The following is an 18,022-nucleotide window of genomic DNA, read 5'->3' as shown; positions in this document are numbered from 1 at the left end:
TAAATATAGCAGCGCCCATGGGCGCACTATCGCACGATTCGCGCGCTGGAGTCTGGATCGGGGCGTGGGACAGGGGATTTGGATCCCGCAACCGGGAATGGTCGTGGCGAGGGAATGAACGGCAGCCAGGCACGAGGGCGGGCCCCATCGCGCCCGAAGGCCAAGCCGCTGCGTTACGGCATCGGCCCGGTCGCCGCCCCGGTGAACCGCGTGGTTATTGCACGTTCTTGCTCACCACCGCGGAGAGGGCGCTCAGTTTGCCGGCAGTATCCTTGGCGCTCATCGAAAAATGATAGACGTCGGGGGCCATGCCGCTCACCGTATAGCTCGAGTCGAGCGGGTTGTTGATCTTGAGCACCATGCTCTCTCCGGACGATTCGCGGAGGACATAAATCTCGTAGCCGGCAAGTTCGCCGGGCGCCAGCGGCGAACCGTTCGCACGCGTGGTCGGAATCGACCAGGACAGCTTGGCTTGTCCGGCTGGTACGGGTGCCGGGACGGGAGCCGGTGCTGGCGTCGGAGCGGGCTCGGGAGCCGGTGCCGGATCCGGGGCAGGCGCTGGATCCGGAGCAGGAGCAGGAGCAGGCGCGGGATCTGGAGCAGGCGCAGGCGCTGGATCCGGAGCGGGAGCAGGCGCTGGATCCGGAGCGGGAGCAGGCGCTGGTGCAGGATCCGGTTCGGTGCCGCTGGGGTCCGCGGTTGAACTGGTGCCGATGAAAATCTTGTCAACCAGGGTCGAGGACTCGCGGCGGGTGATGCCGAGCGTGTGGATTCCCTTGCTCGCCACCGTCATCGCGAACGGTCCTTCCCACTGCCAGCTGTTGTACGGCGACACCGAGACGACCGTGTCCGACCAGCTGCCATCGACACCGAATCGCACCGAGTTGGTGCTGGCATTCAGCGCATAGCTGCGAATCCACACGTAGTAGGTGCCACTCTGGCTGAAATTCACCTGGTACTCGAGCCGTGGCTGCCCATCGAGCGGAGCCTCCATGGCTTTGCCACCCGAGGCACCGGCAGGAGAAACAGGGCCGATCCACTGTGCGCCGTTCTTGACATTGGCCGAGAACTGTTCCGCCTCGATGGTCACGCTACCGCCGCTTTGTTGCTGGGTCGGCAGCGGTATGGGCTCGGGTTCCGGTGCGGACTCGGGCAACACCGTGATGTTCAGCCTGCCGACGTCAGGCCCGTTGTTGCTGTCGACAATGGCATACCTGAGCGTATCGGTGCCGACAAAACCGGGCTTCGGCGTATACGTGATGATTGCCCCCTTGCGGCTGCGGGTGCCATTCGCAGCTTTGGACGTCGCCGTTATCGCAATTGCATCGCCTTCGGGGTCGGTGTCGTTGCTCAGTACATCGATCGATACAGGCTCGCCTGCCCGGGTGGACACATTGTCATCGACCGCCTTCGGCGGAAAGTTGGAGGGTGGGGCGACCGTGACCGTTACGGTGCCGGTAGCATGTCCCAATCTGCCATCGGCAACGATATAGGTGAATGTGTCGGTTCCGTAGAATCCTGCTTTCGGTGTGTAGGTGACGGTGTCGTGGGTCTTTACCGTCTTTCCGTTGGCGCCACTGGTCCGCAAACCCACACCAAGTGAGTCACCGTCGGGATCGCTGTCGTTGGCCAGTACCTCGATCGTTACCGGGGTCTGGTACGGTGTGCTCGCCGAGTCGGGGTTGGCGATGGGTGGCTGGTTGGTGCTGTTGTCCGGCGCCGCGACAGCGAATGCATCGATCGCCGCGACCTGGGTGACAAGCATCGCGACAGCCGATGCCAACACGAGCTTGCGCATACCATGCTCCTCGAGGTGAATTTTAGTCCGCGCTGAAAGTCTACGACGCCACTGGCCCATGGCAAGGCGCTGTCCGGTCAAACGGGTGTTGGCGTTGCGAAACCGCGAAACTGGTCACACTTGCCGGTCGCCAAGCGCCCCGGGGCGGCGGCGATCTCAGGCCTGGCGGTCGATGGCGAGGTCGGTGATGGTCAGCAGATTGTGGCGGAACTCGCTTTCCGGGATGCAGTCCAGCGCGGCAATCGCGAGTTCGCGGTGCTCGAGCGCGACGGAGCGCGCGTAGTCCAGCGCCCCGCAGCGTTGAACCGTGCCGAGCACGGCATCGATGGCGCTGCTGTCGCGCTCGAGTATTGCCTGGCGAACGCATTGTGCCTCGGCTGCGGGAGCATTCGCCATGGCGTGGATCAGTGGCAACGTGGGTTTGCCCTCGGCGAGGTCGTCACCCACGTTTTTACCCATGAGCTTAGGGTCCCCGCTGTAATCGAGCACGTCGTCGATCAGCTGGAAGGCGATACCCAGGTTCAGCCCGAAGGTCCGCAGCGCCTGCTCGGTGGCCGCGTCGGCCCCGGCGAGCAGGGCAGCGCCCTGCGCGGCCGCAGCGAACAGGACCGCGGTTTTCTTGCGGATCACCTGCATGTATTGCGCCGTGGTGGTTTGCGGATCACCGGCGCGGGTGAGTTGCTCGACTTCGCCTTCCGCGATTTCGTTGGTGGTGTCCGACAGCAGACGCAGGATCGCGATATCGCCGATCCCGACCAGCAGCTGGAATGCCCGGGAATAGATGAAGTCCCCGACCAGCACGCTCGGAGCATTGCCCCAGTTGGCATTGGCCGTGGCGCGGCCGCGCCGCATGGCGGACACGTCCACGACGTCATCGTGCAGCAGCGTTGCCGTATGCAGGAACTCGATAACGGTGGCGAGCTCTATATGGCGCGTTCCGGCATACCCGAGCGCGCGTGCGCACAGCAGCGTGATCAGCGGGCGCAGGCGTTTGCCCCCACCCTCGACGATGTATTGGCCGATATTCTCGACCAGGCCGACATCGGAATGGAGTTTGGCGACGACGAGGCGATTGACGGCCTCGAAATCCTCGCGAATGGCCGCCGAGATGTGGTTCATCGATGCGCTGCGTTTCACTGGGGCGACGGCATGCTAGGAACGCAGCGGCGGGCTGTCAACCGCCGGGAAACCGGGATTCGGTGCGCCGCTAACGGGGCGCCCGCGCGACGGTGCGCGAAGACAGGATTATTCACGGCATCAAACGACTTGCCCGGCCGGGGGCCTATCACCTAGAATTCGCGGCCCTGAACAAACCCCGCTGCCTTGATCCTGGCCCGGGGTGCCTGGAATGCCCCGGCGAATCCTCGCCGCACAAACCCCTCGAGGGGTAATTTACAAATGCATTCAGGCGCGAAAACGGAGAATCATCATGTACGCGGTCATTGAGAGCGGTGGCAAGCAGCACCGGGTGAAGGAAGGCGAAGTCCTGAAACTCGAGAAGCTGGAAGTCGCTACCGGCGAAACCCTGAATTTCGACAAGGTCCTGCTGGTGGGTGCCGGCGCCGAGGTGCAGGTCGGCAGTCCCTACCTGGCCGGCAGCACGGTATCGGCCGAGGTGCTGCAACATGGTCGTCACGACAAGGTGCGCATCATGAAGTTCCGCCGTCGCAAGCACTACAAGCGTGAAACCGGGCACCGGCAATGGTTCACTGAAGTCCGGATTACCGGGATATCCGCTGGTTAAGACGCAAAGGAGAAAGTCATGGCACACAAGAAAGCAGGTGGCAGCACCCGCAATGGACGCGATTCGCAGAGCAAGCGGCTCGGCGTGAAGCGATTCGGCGGCCAGGTGGTGAAAGCCGGCAACATCATCGTGCGTCAGCGCGGTACGCAGTTCCACCCCGGCGAAAACGTTGGCTGTGGCACCGATCACACGCTGTTCGCGAAGGCCGATGGACGCGTGGCGTTCACGATCAAGGGCCCGCGCAGCCGCCGCACGGTCAGTATCGTTCCGGCCTGAGCCCGCAGCGCATGCATCGGACCCCGCCTGACCGGCGGGGTTTTTGTTTATGAAATTCGTCGACGAAGCGCTCATCCACGTGCAGGCCGGCAACGGCGGAAGTGGCTGTGTCAGCTTCCGCCGCGAGAAGGCCGTGCCCTTTGGCGGCCCCGACGGCGGTGACGGTGGCGACGGCGGAAGCATCTACCTGGTCGCCGACGAAGCGCTGAATACCATGGTCGATTACCGCTATACCCGCCAGTTTCGCGCCGCAAACGGCAAGGCCGGTTCCGGTGCCCGTTGCACGGGAAGGAGTGGCGAGGACCTGCTGTTGCCGGTGCCGGTCGGTACCACGGTGCTGGACGATGACACCGCCGAGGTGATCGGCGATCTGGCCCGCGCCGGCGACCGCTTGCTGGTCGCGCAGGGAGGTTTTCACGGTCTCGGCAACACGCGCTACAAATCGAGCACCAATCGTGCGCCGCGGCAGAACTCCCCGGGTTCCGAAGGAGCCAGCCGCAACCTGCGGCTCGAACTCAAGGTCCTGGCGGACGTGGGTCTGCTCGGCATGCCCAATGCGGGCAAGTCGACCCTGATACGCGCCGTTTCCTCGGCCCGCCCGAAAGTCGCGGACTACCCGTTCACGACCCTGGTTCCCAACCTCGGCGTGGTGCGGGTCGAGCAGCATCGCAGCTTTGTCATCGCCGACATTCCGGGGCTGATCGAGGGCGCTTCCGAGGGTGCCGGGCTGGGTATCCGGTTTCTCAAGCACCTGACGCGCACCCGCCTGCTGCTGCACCTGGTCGATGTCGCGCCGCTCGATGGCAGCGATCCGGTTGAAACAGTCCGTGCGATCGAGCGCGAACTGCAGCGATTCAGCCCAACCCTTGCCGCGCGCGAGCGCTGGCTGGTGCTGAACAAGACCGACCTGCTGCCGCTCGATGAAGTCGAAGGCGCCTGCGCGGCGATCGTCGACGGGCTGGGATGGCATGAGGCACCGGTGTTCCGGATCTCGGCGCTCGCGGCCGATGGCACCGAAGCGCTGTGCCGGGCAATCATGCGCCACATCGAGGAGCAGCGGCAGGCCGAGGAACTCGACCCCGAGGCGGCTGCCGTCGAGCGGGCCGTGCAGCAACGCATGCAGGCGGAATCGCGCGAGCGCATAGCGGCCCTTGCCGAAGCGCGGCGGCGCGCGCGGGCCGGGCTCGCGGCAGATGCCGCCGATGAGGCGGACTGGGGCGAGGATGATGACGATGGCGATACCGAGGTTTTTTACGCTCCCTGAGCCTGCGTAATTTCACCACTCGCAACACCTGCCCGCAGCGCCGCGGAATGAGCACAATAGCCTCATGAGTGATCGAAGTGACCTGACCCGCGCCCGGCGCTGGGTGGTGAAAATTGGCAGCGCCCTCCTGACCGATAACGGCCGCGGCCTGCATCATGCCGCGATCGCCGAATGGGTTGAACAAATGGCGGCGTTGCGCGCCCGTGGCATCGAACTGGTGCTGGTGTCATCGGGCTCGGTTGCCGAGGGCATGACACGGCTTGGCTGGAAGACCCGGCCCACCGAGGTCCATCGCCTGCAGGCGGCGGCTGCGGTAGGCCAGATGGGCCTGGTACACACTTGGGAGAGCTTTTTCCAGAAGCACGGTCTGCACACCGCACAGGTGCTGCTGGTGCACGATGATCTGTCCAACCGGCGTCGTTATTTGAATGCGCGCAGCGCGCTGATGACCCTGCTCGAGCTCGGCGTCGTGCCGGTGATCAACGAGAACGACACCGTGGCCACCGAGGAAATCCGCTTTGGCGACAACGATACCCTCGCGGCGATGGTGGCCAACCTGATCGACGCCGATGTGCTGGTGATCCTGACCGATCAGCCGGGTCTGTTCGCCCGTGACCCGCGGCTGGACCCCGCCGCACCGATGGTGCACCACGCCGATGCCAATGACGAGGCGCTCGAATACATGGCCGGTGCCAGCGCCGGCAACCTGGGCCGGGGCGGGATGAGCACCAAGGTGCGCGCGGCGCGCCTCGCCGCACGCTCTGGCGCCGACACGGTGATCGTGGGCGGCAGGGCGCCGGGGGTGTTGCTCGAAGTCGCCGCCGGCAAGGAGATCGGAACCTACCTGTACACCCAACAGCAGCCGCTGGCCGCGCGAAAACAATGGCTTGCCGGGCAACTGCAGGTACGCGGGCGGCTGGTGCTGGACGAGGGAGCGGTACGCGTGCTGCGCGAATCCGGGCGCAGCCTGCTGCCGGTCGGGGTGCGCGAGGTCGGCGGTGAGTTCACCCGCGGCGAGCTGGTGTCGTGCGTCGGGCCCGACGGGCGCGAGGTTGCGAAGGGCCTGGTCAACTACAGTGCCGAGGAAGCCAGGCGGATCATGGGGTTGGCGTCGCGGCACATCCAGGAGACGCTCGGCTACAAGGACGACGAGGAGCTGATCCACCGCGATAACCTGGTGGTGCTGTGAGCGTTCGCGGCCGTGCATATTCCCCGTTGCCTTGACACTGGCCAGGCAACACTGAATAATCCCGCGTCCTTTTTCCCGGTCAGAATTTCAGGGGTTCAAACGTGGCAAATACTGTGCAGGCAAAGAAGCGCGCACGCCAGGCAGAGAAGCATCGCCAGCATAACGCGAGCTTCCGCTCCATGGTTCGCACGTCCATCAAGCGCGTCGTTGCGGCAATCGGCGAAGGCGATGCCGCCAAGGCGCAGGCCGCCTATGTTGCAGCCGTTCCGGTGATCGACCGCATGGCCGACAAGGGCATCATCCACAAGAACAAGGCCGCGCGGCACAAGAGCCGGCTGAACGCGCAGATCAAGGCGCTGGCGCTGCAAGCAGCCGCCTGAACCCACGCCGCTGGTGACCCGCGTGGGCCGCCAGTCATCGACTTCCGCAGGACCGGCTTCGCGCCGGTCTTGCTTTTTGTGGGCGCAGTGCCTGCGAATCGTCTCGGCCCCGCATCCGGGTGTGTGTATTCAGGGGGCGTCGGACAACAGGTGCTGGCTCAGGTCGCCATGGAGGTCGGATAGCATCGTGCGCGTCCGGAAATGCCATGCACCGTTAACGCGATCGAATACATCGTGATAGCGCCCGGAGATGATCGGCTGCAACGGCAATGCGTCGGTTGCCTGGAAAACCGTGAAACAGGAGCGGGCCTCGGCACGGTCACCGGCCTCGTTGACCTCGATGATGGCGTTGTGGGTCAGGTGACGGGTGCGCGGCGTGCCGGTTTCCGGATAGATTCGCGTGAACTTGTGATACATCGCGAGGACTTCAGCATAGCCCTTGACGCCGCTGCTGGCCTCAGGGGCGAGAATCTCGCCGTGCTCGAACAGTCGTGCCACGCCTTCGAGATCACCGTTGTCGATGAGCTCGGCGTAGCGGTACAGCAGGTTCTCGATGGCGCGATCGTGATTCATGGACGAGCTCCTTTGGGCGGTTGACCCAATGCTATATACTGCCGGCCCTCGCGCGCAATCCCGTTTGCAACGGAGACCCGGATGAAATCAACCGCCGAGCGCGTGCTCGACGTCGCCGAAGCCCTGTTCGCGGAAAAAGGCTACAAGGCCGCATCGCTCGGCGAGGTGGCGGACGGCGTCGGGATACGCTCGCCGAGCCTGTACAACCATTTCCGCAACAAGGAAGCACTGTACGAGGCCGTACTCGAGCGCCTGCTCGATCGCTTCAATCAGCCGTTGAGGGAATTGCAGAACGGACCGATCACGCGGCCACGGATCGCCGCCTGGCAGGAACGCCTGATACGCATGCACATCGCGAATCCCAACCTGGCGCGCCTTCTCCAGCACGAGGCGCTTTGCGGCGGTCCGTGTCGCGCGATGATCTCCGAGCGCCTGTTCAAACCGCTGATCGCGAGCAGCTCCTCGGCGGCCGACGCGGGGCTCGCCGCGAACGATGGCGGGCTGCTGCCGTGGATCATCATGGGTTTCAACAATATCGTGATGTCCTATGTGACGATGGCGCCGCTCTACGAAGATTTGCTCGGCATCGACCCGCTCAGCGCGCAAGCGACGGAGCGACAGGTGGAATTCATTACGCGGCTGACCAACACGTTCTGGAACAGCGGCCTCGGGGCGGAGCCGGAAAAACGATGAGCAAGGCATTTCCGATTCATGTGGAACGGACCGCGGATGGCGAATACCTGCTGTCGTGGACCGAGGAGTTCAGCGAGCGCCCGGTGGAAGTCCGCGCTCATGCGCGCCCGGATGCGGCCGCAGCGGCCGTGCCGGTGGCCGGTGCCGCGAGCTCCGGCGTGCGCGTCAACGTGGCGCGCGACGGGCAGAGGCATTATTTCCACCTGACGCCGGAGCGGGGCGAGCCGATCACCGCGGCACAACGCGATGTGCCGCTCGAAGGGGGCACCAACTTCCGCGATCTGGGCGGTTATCGGGCTGCCGATGGCCGTCGGGTGCGCTGGGGCAGGTTGTTCCGTTCCGGCCACACCGCGGGTCTCAGCGAGCGTGACCAGGCGCACGTCGCCGCGCTCGATATCCGCGTGTGCTGCGATTTCCGGCGTTCCGAGGAGTTGCAGGTCGAACCCATGCGGCTGCCTCCCGCCACGCGGATCGTGTCGATCACCATCAGCCCGGGCAGTAACGTGTCGTTTTTCGAGCAGGTTGCCGGTGGCAACGTGGCCCCGGCCGACATGGCGGCGTTCATGGAGTCCGTCAACCGCGAGTTCGTGCACCACCACAGCGCGCAATACCGGCGCATGTTCGAGGAATTGCTCGCGCTCGACGAGGGCGGGTTCATGATCAATTGCGCGGCCGGCAAGGACCGCACCGGCTTTGGTGCAGCGATGATACTCGCGGCACTGGGCGTCGCGGAGCACGACATCCTGGAGGATTACCTGCTGTCGGCGCGGTATTTTCCGATCGAACGTGAAATCGAGCGGGTGCGGCGCAAATATGCCGGGGGCGGGGGAAAGAAACTGGACGTCGACCAGATCCTGCCGATGATGCAGACCCGTGCGGAGTACCTGCGTGCCGGCTTCGATGAAATCGCGCGTACCCACGGCACCAGCGAGCGCTTCCTGGCGGATGCGCTCGGTATCGGCGAGATGGAACTGCGCGTGCTGCGCGAGCGCTACACGGCCTAGCGAGCGCTCAGGACAGCCAGCGCCCGATCGGGGTGCCCCACAGGAAGTTCATCAGCTTTTTCATGCCCTCGGCTTTCTTCAGCGTGTAGGGATAACCCGAGGCCAGTTCCTTGCCGCCAAAGCGATCGATCAGGATCGGCATCGCGTGGCAATAGCCGCGAACCCCTGTTTCGCCGTTGACCTGCCCCACACCGCTTTCCTTGCGCCCGCCGAACGGTGCGGCAGGCACGCCGTAGGACATCGCCATATCGTTCACCGACACCGCCCCGGTGTCGATGCGGCACGCGATGTCGAAGCCCTTGTTCTTGTCGCGGGTCCACACGTTGCCGTTCAGGCCGTACGGGGAGTCATTGGCGAGCCGGATCGCTTCCTCCACGTCGCGCACTTTCTGCACGCAGAGGATCGGTCCGAAGGTTTCCTCCTGCATGATCTTCATGTCGTGATCGACGTTGCTCATCACGGTGGGTTCGTAATAGAGGCCCTTGAGCCCGGGATTGCGTTGCCCGCCGACGTGTATCGTCGCGCCGCGCGTGCGTGCGTCCTCGACATGATCCTCGATGATGCTCATCTGGCGGTCCCAGAACACCGCGCCGACATCTTCCTCGAAACCGAGATCCGCGCCCTGGCGCAGCTTGCGGGTGCCCTCGATGACCTTGGCGAGAAATTCGTCGTAGACCTTTTCCACCACGTAGATGCGTTCGGTGCCGCAGCAGTAGTGCCCGGTGTTCATGCACGAGCCGACTATCGCACCCGCAGCCGCACGATCGATATCGGCATCCCCGCACACGATCATCGCGTCCTTGCCGCCGAGTTCGAGCGTGCACGGAATGAGTTGCCGCCCGCAGCTCTGCGCAATGATCCGCCCGGTGCGTACGCTGCCGGTAAACGAGACCTTGTCGACACCCGCCTCGGTGATGCAGGCGCCGGTCTCGCCATCGCCCATGATGACCTGCAGAACGTTTTGCGGAAGGCCCGCATCGCGGAATATCGACTCGACCAGTTGCGTGGAAAAGGGTGTGACCTCGGAACCCTTCAGCAATACCGTGTTGCCCGCCATCAGTGCCTGAACCGTCGGATTCATGCCGAGAATGAACGGTCCGTTCCAGGGCGTGATGATGCCGATCACCCCGAGCGGCCGGTACACGATGCGCAACTGCTTCATGATCCCGAGCAGGCCGTGTACGCGCTCCTTGCGCGGCTTGAGAAACTTGCCGGCGTTTTTCGCGTAATAGCACAGCGAATCCGCGGCCGCGAAGATCTCCATGCTCAGTGCATCCGCGCGCGCCTTGCCGGTCTCGCGCACCACGGTATCGACGATCTCGTCCTGGCGCGCGAGCAATACTTCGAGGGCCTTGTTCATGTAGGCGCCGCGTTCGGCGAAACTCTTCGCCGCCCAGCCCGGTTGCGCGGCGCGTGCCCGCGCCAGCGCGCCCTGCACATCCTCGCGGCTGGCGCACACCAGTTCGCCGATCGGTTCCAGGTCGATCGGGCTGCGCAGTTGCAGTACGCGGCGCGTTTCGCCGTCTTTCACTACCGGTGTGTAGATGGACATGAACCGAACCTCCGGGAACGCCAGGCCTGCGGGAAAGGCAGGGGCGAGTCACTATAGCCAGCGGCCCATGGAGGGGCAATTGGCGGAATCTTACGGGGCCGTAACGGCGGGCGTTTCAATCATCGCGCGCCTGGCGGCGGCGCATCAGTCCGGAACCCGGTTGCATTGCCGCCGTGCGCGAGCGCTCGGGAGCCGCGCCGGACACCGGTCTTCCCGGCGCATTTTCCGGATCGTGAGCGTAGGGATAAAACGCGGCGATCTGCTGCGCGAAGGCCTGTTCGGCGGGTACCGCCACGGCGTGCGCCCGATCGAGGCGAGTGCCACTGCCGGCGGCGGGTCGCTCGCAGCGTTCCGCTGTGTTGCAGTTCATCGCTTGTGCCGTTTCGCGAACATGAGCATGGCGCGGATGATAGCGCGCCGGCACGATGCTCCGGAAGCCATCAGTGCTTCTCGGTCAACGGCACGAAACGCACCGGCAGGATATGCCGTGTCTTGAATGAATCCGCGCTGACACGCTCGATCACGTCGAGGCTTTGCCATCCGGCCGCGCTTTCCAGCGGCAGGACCAGCTTGCCGCCAACCCGCAACTGCTGCTGCAGCGCCGGCGACACGCCGGAACCCGCCGCGGCCACCAGGATCCCGTCGAAGGGTGCGTGTTCGGACCAGCCGTGATAGCCGTCTCCGCTCCTGATCGTGGCATTGTGATAGCCGAGTTCGCGCAGCACCCGGGCCGAACGCTCGGCCAGTTGCGCGACGATCTCCATCCCGTATACCGCTTCGACGAGCTGCGCCAGCACCGCGACCTGGTAGCCCGATCCCGATCCCACTTCGAGGACTCGATGGTGGGGTTGCGGCTCGATGAGATCGGTCATCAGGGCCACGATAAACGGCTGCGAGATGGTCTGGCCGAAGCCGATCGGCAGCGGCGAGTCGCTGTAGGCAAAGCGCGCCTCGGATTGCGGCACAAAGCGCTCACGGGGTACCCGGCGCATGGCATCGAGCACGCGCCCGGAAAGCGCCTCGCGCCCGGTTTCCGAGCGGGTATCGAGAACATGGTCTTCGATGGCCCGAATCATGTCTTCATGCATGAGCACGATCCTCGCCGAACACACTGGTTCCAGCCTGCATCCGGAAACTCGCGGCTGCATTGATCTGGTGCAAGCGCGCGGCACATTGGTCGCCCGATGGTGCTGCGTTCCCGTATGATCAACCGAGCTGCTGTGGCTGAACCAACGCGGGGCGGATTGCTTCGCGGCTGCTTGTGAGCGCGCTCCGCGATGACGACCGGCTATTATTTTCACGAGGACTGTACCCGTCACGATATGGGCGAGTGGCACCCGGAAGCGCCATCGAGACTGGGCGCGATCCAGGAATACCTGAAGGCGAGCGGCCTGCTGGCAGAGCTCGACCAACGCCTGGCGCAATGTGTGTCGCGGGTGGACTTGCTGCGGGCACACCCGGAGCGCTACCTCGCCGCGCTCGATGCCTTGCACCCGGAACAGGGGCTCAACTGGGCCGATCCCGATACCGCGCTGAATGTATTCACCCTGCGGGCCGCCGCTCGCGCCTCGGGCGCCGCCGTGGCCGCGGTTGGCGCGGTGCTCGCCGGCGAGCTGCTCAATGCATTTTGCGCGGTGCGCCCGCCGGGGCACCACGCCGAACATGCCCTGGCGATGGGCTTCTGCTTTTACAACAATGTGGCGGTTGCCGCGCACGCGGCGCTTGCCGGGGGCCTGGAGCGGGTCGCGGTGGTGGATTTCGACGTGCACCACGGTAACGGCACCGTCGATATCTTCAAGGATGAGCCGCGGGTCATGGTCTGCTCGAGTTTCCAGCACCCGTTTTATCCGGGCAGGATGCACGATGTACGACGGGCGAACATCATTCACACCCCGCTCGCAGCCGGTACCCGCGGGCCCGAATTCCGCGATCGGGTGGAGGCGGACTGGCTGCCCGCGCTCGATGCGCACCGGCCGCAGATGATCCTCGTCTCCGCCGGTTTCGATGCCCACGCGCGCGATCCGCTCGGCGGGCTGGAACTGCACGAGGCGGATTTTCGCTGGGTGACGGAACTGATCGTCGACGTGGCCGCGCGTCATGCGGCCGGGCGGATCGTATCGGTACTGGAGGGCGGCTATGATCTCGATGCGCTGGCACGCAGCGTCGATGTTCATGTCCAGGTGCTGCGCGAGGCGGATGGAAATTAGCTCTGTTTCGCCGTCTGCGGTTCGACGCAAGACGATTGCCGCCGGATGTCATCGGCTCATGCCGGTGCTCGATCTGCCAGCGCATCGCGCAGGGCACTTTCCAGGTCGCGGAATTCGAATTCGAAACCGGCCGCTTCGGCGCGCACCGGGAAAACGCGCTGGCCCGTGAGCAGCAGCCGTGACATCTCGCCGAACGCGATGCGCAAGACCAGGGCTGGTATCGGCAGGATCGCGGGTCGGTGCAATACCCGCCCCAGGGTGTGTGCGAACTGGCGGCCGGTGACCGGGGTCGGGGCGGTGGCGTTGAACACGCCTGCAAGTTCCTCGCGCTCGCTCAGCAACTCGATCAGCCGCAGCAGGTCGCGGCGGTGGATCCAGCTCATCCATTGCCGTCCGTTGCCGATGGGGCCACCGACACCGAGCCGGAATGGCAACAGCATCCGCGCGAGAAAGCCCCCGCCCGGCGCCACCACCAGGCCGATGCGCAGGATAACGGTGCGTATGCCGGAGCTGGCGGCCCGCAGTGCCGCTGCCTCCCATGCAGCGCACAGTTCGTGGGAATATTCGCAATGCGGCGGGCTGTCCTCGGTCACGGTTTGCTCACCCTGGTCACCGTAATAGCCGATGGCCGAGGCACTGACAAAAACGCGTGGCGGCTTGCTGCTTGCAAGCATCCAGCGCACGAGATGGCGGGTGAGCTCGATGCGGCTCGCCTCGAGCACGCGCTTGCGCCCCACGCTCCAGCGTTTGTCGGCAATGGGCTCGCCGGCGAGGTTCAGCACCACGTCGAAGTGCTCCATCGCCGACAACTGGTCCAGGCTGCCGATGGTGCGGGTGCCGGCGGGCAGCAGGCCGGAGGCGCGGCGCGGATCGCGGCTGAGCACGGTGAGCTCCGCGCCGCGCTCGGCCAGCCGCTGGCAAAGTGCGCGCCCGACAAATCCGGTTCCGCCGGTGACGAGGTATCTTTGCATGTGACGATCCTGTTGAATGGGCAGCGGCTGCGCGCCGTTGATTTAGTCTACGTCAGACCCCATATTCCGGATGTACCCGCGGGAGAGCACGCATGTCCGAGAATGAAGCCACCGAACCCGAAGCGCCACCGGCCACGTCTTCCGGCCACACCAGCCTGGTCATTCCCAACCAGGCGCTGCCCGATATTCTCTACCTGATGCCGGTGACCACGCGGCCCTTCATGCCCGCGCAGATACAGCCCATGATGGCCGATGCCACGGTGTGGGGCGATACCATCCAGCGCGTGGCGGAAACCGATCACAAGGCGATGGCCCTGTTTTTCGTCGATACCGAGGATGCGAGCTCGGTGGCGGCCGACGATATTCCCGCGATCGGCTGCGGCGTGCGGCTGTTGAACGCCTCGGGTGACGGGCGACGGGTGCAGTTCATCGCGCAGGGTATCGGGCGGGCGAGGATTCGCCGCTGGATAAGTCGCAAGCCGCCCTATGTCGTGCAGGTTGACTACCCGGAGAGCCCGCTCGAGCGCGATGACGAGACTCGTGCCTATGCGATGGCGCTGGTTGGTGCGATCAAGGAACTGGTGCCGCTCAATCCGCTTTACAACGAAGAGCTGAAGCACTACCTGATGCGCTTCAGCCCCGAGGATCCCTCACCGCTCACGGATTTTGCGTCCACCCTGACCAGTGCCAGCGGGAGCGAGCTGCAGGATGTGCTCGAGACCTTGCCGGTGCTCGAGCGCATGCACAAGGTGCTGCCGCTGCTCAAGAAAGAGATCGAGGTCGCGCGGCTGCAGGACAAGATCAGCAGCCAGGTCAATGAAACGGTGAGCGAGCGCCAGCGCGAGTTCTTCCTGCGCGAGCAGTTGAAGGTGATCAAGCAGGAACTCGGATTGTCGAAGGATGATCGCACCGCGAACGCGGACAAGTTCGAGGAGCGGCTGGCGAAGCTCAATGCGCCGCTGGAGGTCATGGAGCGCATCCGTGAAGAGATGGAAAAGCTCGCGGTGCTGGAGACGGGCTCGCCGGAATACGGCGTCACGCGCAATTATCTCGACTGGATGACCTCGGTGCCCTGGGGTGTGCATTCGACCGACAAGCTCGACCTGGCGCACGCGCGTGGGGTGCTCGAAGCCGAGCACGACGGGCTGGACGATGTGAAGAAGCGCATCCTGGAGTTCATTGCAGTAGGTGCTTACAAGGGTGAAATCAGCGGCTCGATCATCCTGCTGGTCGGCCCGCCGGGGGTGGGAAAGACCTCGATCGGACGTTCGATCGCGCACGCGCTGGGGCGCGAATTCTATCGCTTCAGCCTCGGCGGGATGCGTGACGAAGCCGAGATCAAGGGGCACCGGCGCACCTATATCGGCGCCATGCCCGGGAAATTCGTGCAGGCGCTGAAGCAGGTCAAGGTCGCCAACCCGGTGATCATGCTCGACGAGATCGACAAGGTCGGTGCCTCCTATCACGGCGATCCGGCGTCGGCACTGCTCGAGGCGCTCGATCCGGAACAGAACTCGGAGTTTCTGGATCACTATCTCGACATGCGGGTCGACCTGTCCAAGGTGCTGTTCGTGTGTACCGCGAACCAGCTCGATACCATTCCCGGTCCCTTGCTCGATCGCATGGAAGTGATCCGGCTGGCCGGTTATATCGCGGAAGAGAAGCTCGCGATCGCGAAAAATCACCTGTGGCCAAAGTTGCTGCAACGCGCCGGCGTGAAGAGCGCACGGCTGGCGATCACCGATGCGGCGCTGCGCCATGTGATCGACGGCTATTCGCGCGAAGCCGGTGTTCGCGGTCTCGAGAAGCGGCTCTCGAGCCTGGTGCGAAAAAGCGTGGTGCGGCTGCTCGGGGAGCCGAAGGCGCGGCTGCGCATCGGACGCGCGGAGGTCGAGAAACTGCTCGGCGCGCCGGTGTTCGTGAAGGAGCGCGTGATGCGCGGTGTCGGCGTGGTTACCGGGTTGGCGTGGACCTCGATGGGCGGCGCGACCCTGCCGGTCGAGGCGAGCCGGGTGCACTCGCTGGCGCGAGGATTCAAGCTCACCGGCAAGCTGGGCGAGGTGATGCGCGAGTCGGCCGAGATCGCCTACAGCTATGCAATGTCACACCTGGCGCGCTACCACGCCAATCCCGCTTTTCTCGATGAGGCGCTGGTGCATCTGCATGTTCCGGAAGGAGCCACGCCGAAGGACGGGCCGAGCGCCGGCGTGACCATGGCGACGGCCCTGATTTCGCTGGCGAGCAAGCGCGGCATCAACCGGCCGCTGGCCATGACCGGTGAACTCACGCTCACCGGGCAGGTGCTGCCGGTCGGCGGGATTCGCGAGAAGGTGATCGCGGCGCGGCGCATCGGCATCCGCGAACTGGTGTTGCCGGAAGCCAATCGCAAGGACTTCGATGAATTGCCGGAGTATCTGCGCGCGGGTTTCGAGGTGCATTTCGCGCGCCGTTATGACGATGTGTTCAGGGCGGTGTTTCGCGCCGAGCCCGCTGCGCCGTGATGCGCCGCGGGTTTCACGGCGCGTTTGGGCGGCCGCGGGACCTGTCAGCCCGAGCCGTCGAGTTCGTTGAGGACTGCCTGCAGACGCGCGAGATGTTCCGATGATTGCTCGATCTCGCTCGACAGGATTGCCAGCGTGTCCTGGCGCGCGGCTTCGCGATCGGCGAGTTCCGCGATCAGCTGGCTGACGCGCTCGCGCAGCGCGAGGTCGCTGACGGTGTAATTGCGGCCGAAACGCTCGGCGAACTCGTGACGCAGCGTCTCGATGCAATCGACGAAATCGTCTTCCATGACCCCGGGTTGTTTCAGCCGCTCGAGCAGGGCGGACAGCGCTTCCTGCGGGCCGGGATGGTACTGGCGTTCGTAGCTGTGCTGCAGGCGCGCTATGGCATCGGCAAATTCGGGCTCCGAGTCGCGAACCTGGTTCAGCAGCCGGAACAGGCTGTCTTCCTTGTCCATCAGCGGACGCTGGTAGCGCTTCTCGTAGAGCTGTTCGAGCAGCATCACCTGGTTGCGGATCTCGTGGTCGGGGAAATCTCCCATCTCGAGATAACGGTAGATCGCCTCGCGCATATCGAGCGGAAACGAGTGAAAGCGGGCGACGTAGGCGTCTATGATCGGCTTGATCGCGGCGACCAGTTCCTCGGCGCCACCCTTGCTGCCCTGGATGCAATCGATGAACTGGCGGTGCAAATCTCCCAGGTTTGCCTCCTGCGCGATCTGCCGCGTCGGCTGCGCGCCACGGATCAGATCGATCGCGGCCTGGGCCGGATCCACCGCGGTTTCCGGCACCCGCGAGCGCAGGAACTCGCTCATGCCCGGCCCCGATTCCGTCGCGCATGTTTCCTGCAGACGGGTTGCCAGGCGCTCGAAGCACTGGCTCGCCGGCGCATCCGGTTGCATCAGCACCACCGGATGCTGGAGGCGGATCGCCGAGACCACCGCGCGATCGGCGCTCACGTAGCCGAACCATTTCAGATCGAGCTGCAGGTATTTGCTGACCGCCTGCGAGAAACGCTGGTAGACGCGCTGCGCGGCATCCTGGCTTTCGGCCATATTGACGAGCACTTCTATTCGCCCTGCGTACTCGTTGCGTTTCAGCACCCGCGTCAGGGCAAACGAATCCGTGAGCGAGGTCGGGTCGGGTGATACCACGAGGATGGCGAGCTCGGTTGCGAGCACGAACTGGATCACCGCATCCGAAATGCCGGCCGCGGTATCGATCAACAGATAATCGAACTGGTCCTCGATGCGTCGCAAACCGTTCAGCAGCGTTTGCTGGCGGTGGCGGTCGAGGTCCGCGTATTCCGCGATACCGGAGGCGCCCGGCACGATACGCACGCCGCGCGGCCCTTCCATCAGGATATCCTCGAGTGGCAGCGAGCCCTCGAGAAAGTCTTCCAGCGTGTGCTGCGGCGTCAGTCCGAGCAGGATATTGATATTGGCCAGGCCGGTATCGGCATCGAAGATGCAGACGCGCTTGCCCTGGCGCGCGAGGCTGATCGCGAGGTTGGTCGTGATATTGGTCTTGCCCACGCCTCCCTTGCCGCTGGTGATTGCGATGACACGGGCGCGGGTCGGTTGGGGGCGCTGTTGCTCCGAATTGCCGAACAGGGAAGTCACGGTATGTTGCATGGGTCGCAGCCGGGCCCGGATTGCTCAGGGCGCATTATAGGGGAGTTAACAAATCCGGTGACAGGCTCAACGCCGCACCGCATCCGCCTCGTGTCTCGATTGAGCATCATCCCTGTAATGCGCAAGGGATGCGACTCCTATCGCAGACTCAAACGGGTCAATAAAAGTGCTTGCACGGATTCGGTGATGGGCGTAGCGTAATTTTCGCTTGACCGTTACAAGGATGTGACATGCTC

General features: G+C 64.5%; 17 protein-coding genes. 9 read left to right on the top strand and 8 right to left on the bottom strand.

The window, feature by feature from the left end:
- Positions 1-214: 214 nt before the first annotated feature.
- On the bottom strand, positions 215-1,798 hold the full coding sequence (locus tag IPF49_21240) for a tandem-95 repeat protein (protein MBK6290114.1): 1,584 nt from the start codon (positions 1,796-1,798) through the stop codon (positions 215-217).
- A 156-nt stretch (positions 1,799-1,954) separates the two neighbouring features.
- Positions 1,955-2,917 carry a polyprenyl synthetase family protein gene (locus IPF49_21235; protein ID MBK6290113.1) on the bottom strand — a complete coding sequence of 321 codons (963 nt, stop codon included), beginning with the start codon at positions 2,915-2,917 and terminating at the stop codon, positions 1,955-1,957.
- A gap of 310 nt (positions 2,918-3,227) precedes the next feature.
- Here IPF49_21235 and rplU point away from each other — a divergent pair, with 310 nt between their 5' ends.
- The 5 genes from rplU to rpsT all read left to right on the top strand — a co-directional run bounded on the left by rplU (position 3,228) and on the right by rpsT (position 6,651).
- Entirely contained in the window at positions 3,228-3,542 is a 315-nt protein-coding gene (gene rplU, locus IPF49_21230; GenBank protein ID MBK6290112.1) for a 50S ribosomal protein L21, read from the top strand.
- An 18-nt stretch (positions 3,543-3,560) separates the two neighbouring features.
- Positions 3,561-3,818, top strand: coding sequence for a 50S ribosomal protein L27 (rpmA, locus tag IPF49_21225; GenBank protein ID MBK6290111.1), 258 nt, complete (start codon positions 3,561-3,563; stop codon positions 3,816-3,818).
- A gap of 49 nt (positions 3,819-3,867) precedes the next feature.
- The gene (gene cgtA / locus IPF49_21220; protein ID MBK6290110.1) at positions 3,868-5,082 is read left to right on the top strand and encodes an Obg family GTPase CgtA; all 1,215 of its coding nucleotides are present in this window, start codon (positions 3,868-3,870) and stop codon (positions 5,080-5,082) included.
- A gap of 64 nt (positions 5,083-5,146) precedes the next feature.
- The gene (locus tag IPF49_21215) at positions 5,147-6,271 is read left to right on the top strand and encodes a glutamate 5-kinase (GenBank protein MBK6290109.1); all 1,125 of its coding nucleotides are present in this window, start codon (positions 5,147-5,149) and stop codon (positions 6,269-6,271) included.
- A gap of 101 nt (positions 6,272-6,372) precedes the next feature.
- Positions 6,373-6,651: a 30S ribosomal protein S20 gene (rpsT, locus tag IPF49_21210; GenBank protein ID MBK6290108.1), complete on the top strand. Its 279-nt coding sequence runs from the start codon at positions 6,373-6,375 to the stop codon at positions 6,649-6,651.
- A gap of 129 nt (positions 6,652-6,780) precedes the next feature.
- On the opposite strand, the gene IPF49_21205 is transcribed toward rpsT, so the two are convergent.
- Positions 6,781-7,224, bottom strand: coding sequence for a nuclear transport factor 2 family protein (locus IPF49_21205; protein ID MBK6290107.1), 444 nt, complete (start codon positions 7,222-7,224; stop codon positions 6,781-6,783).
- An 81-nt stretch (positions 7,225-7,305) separates the two neighbouring features.
- Here IPF49_21205 and IPF49_21200 point away from each other — a divergent pair, with 81 nt between their 5' ends.
- Positions 7,306-7,917, top strand: coding sequence for a TetR/AcrR family transcriptional regulator (locus tag IPF49_21200; GenBank protein MBK6290106.1), 612 nt, complete (start codon positions 7,306-7,308; stop codon positions 7,915-7,917).
- Entirely contained in the window at positions 7,914-8,921 is a 1,008-nt protein-coding gene (locus IPF49_21195; GenBank protein ID MBK6290105.1) for a tyrosine-protein phosphatase, read from the top strand. Before IPF49_21200 ends, IPF49_21195 begins: the two co-directional genes overlap by 4 nt.
- A 7-nt stretch (positions 8,922-8,928) precedes the next feature.
- Here the strand turns inward: IPF49_21195 and IPF49_21190 are convergent, their stop codons facing one another.
- The 3 genes from IPF49_21190 to IPF49_21180 form a co-directional block, all read right to left on the bottom strand.
- The gene (locus tag IPF49_21190; GenBank protein MBK6290104.1) at positions 8,929-10,473 is read right to left on the bottom strand and encodes an aldehyde dehydrogenase family protein; all 1,545 of its coding nucleotides are present in this window, start codon (positions 10,471-10,473) and stop codon (positions 8,929-8,931) included.
- A 115-nt stretch (positions 10,474-10,588) separates the two neighbouring features.
- Positions 10,589-10,843: a hypothetical protein gene (locus IPF49_21185; protein MBK6290103.1), complete on the bottom strand. Its 255-nt coding sequence runs from the start codon at positions 10,841-10,843 to the stop codon at positions 10,589-10,591.
- A gap of 70 nt (positions 10,844-10,913) precedes the next feature.
- Positions 10,914-11,549 carry a protein-L-isoaspartate(D-aspartate) O-methyltransferase gene (locus IPF49_21180; protein ID MBK6290102.1) on the bottom strand — a complete coding sequence of 212 codons (636 nt, stop codon included), beginning with the start codon at positions 11,547-11,549 and terminating at the stop codon, positions 10,914-10,916.
- Between the two features lie 201 nt (positions 11,550-11,750).
- Between IPF49_21180 and IPF49_21175 the strand changes: the two genes are divergently transcribed.
- The gene (locus tag IPF49_21175) at positions 11,751-12,680 is read left to right on the top strand and encodes a histone deacetylase family protein (protein ID MBK6290101.1); all 930 of its coding nucleotides are present in this window, start codon (positions 11,751-11,753) and stop codon (positions 12,678-12,680) included.
- A 56-nt stretch (positions 12,681-12,736) separates the two neighbouring features.
- Here the strand turns inward: IPF49_21175 and IPF49_21170 are convergent, their stop codons facing one another.
- Positions 12,737-13,651 (bottom strand): TIGR01777 family protein, encoded by a 915-nt coding sequence (locus tag IPF49_21170; GenBank protein MBK6290100.1) that lies wholly within the window; start codon positions 13,649-13,651, stop codon positions 12,737-12,739.
- Positions 13,652-13,743: 92 nt separating this feature from the next.
- Between IPF49_21170 and lon the strand changes: the two genes are divergently transcribed.
- Entirely contained in the window at positions 13,744-16,152 is a 2,409-nt protein-coding gene (gene lon, locus IPF49_21165; protein ID MBK6290099.1) for an endopeptidase La, read from the top strand.
- 44 nt (positions 16,153-16,196) lie between these two features.
- Here lon and IPF49_21160 read toward each other — a convergent pair whose 3' ends face one another.
- Entirely contained in the window at positions 16,197-17,786 is a 1,590-nt protein-coding gene (locus tag IPF49_21160; protein ID MBK6290098.1) for a MinD/ParA family protein, read from the bottom strand.
- Positions 17,787-18,022 lie beyond the last annotated feature (236 nt).

This window comes from Gammaproteobacteria bacterium, from assembly GCA_016705365.1.
Classification (GTDB): Bacteria; Pseudomonadota; Gammaproteobacteria; order Pseudomonadales; family UBA5518; genus UBA5518.
This window is presented reverse-complemented; position numbering and strand designations above follow the sequence as displayed.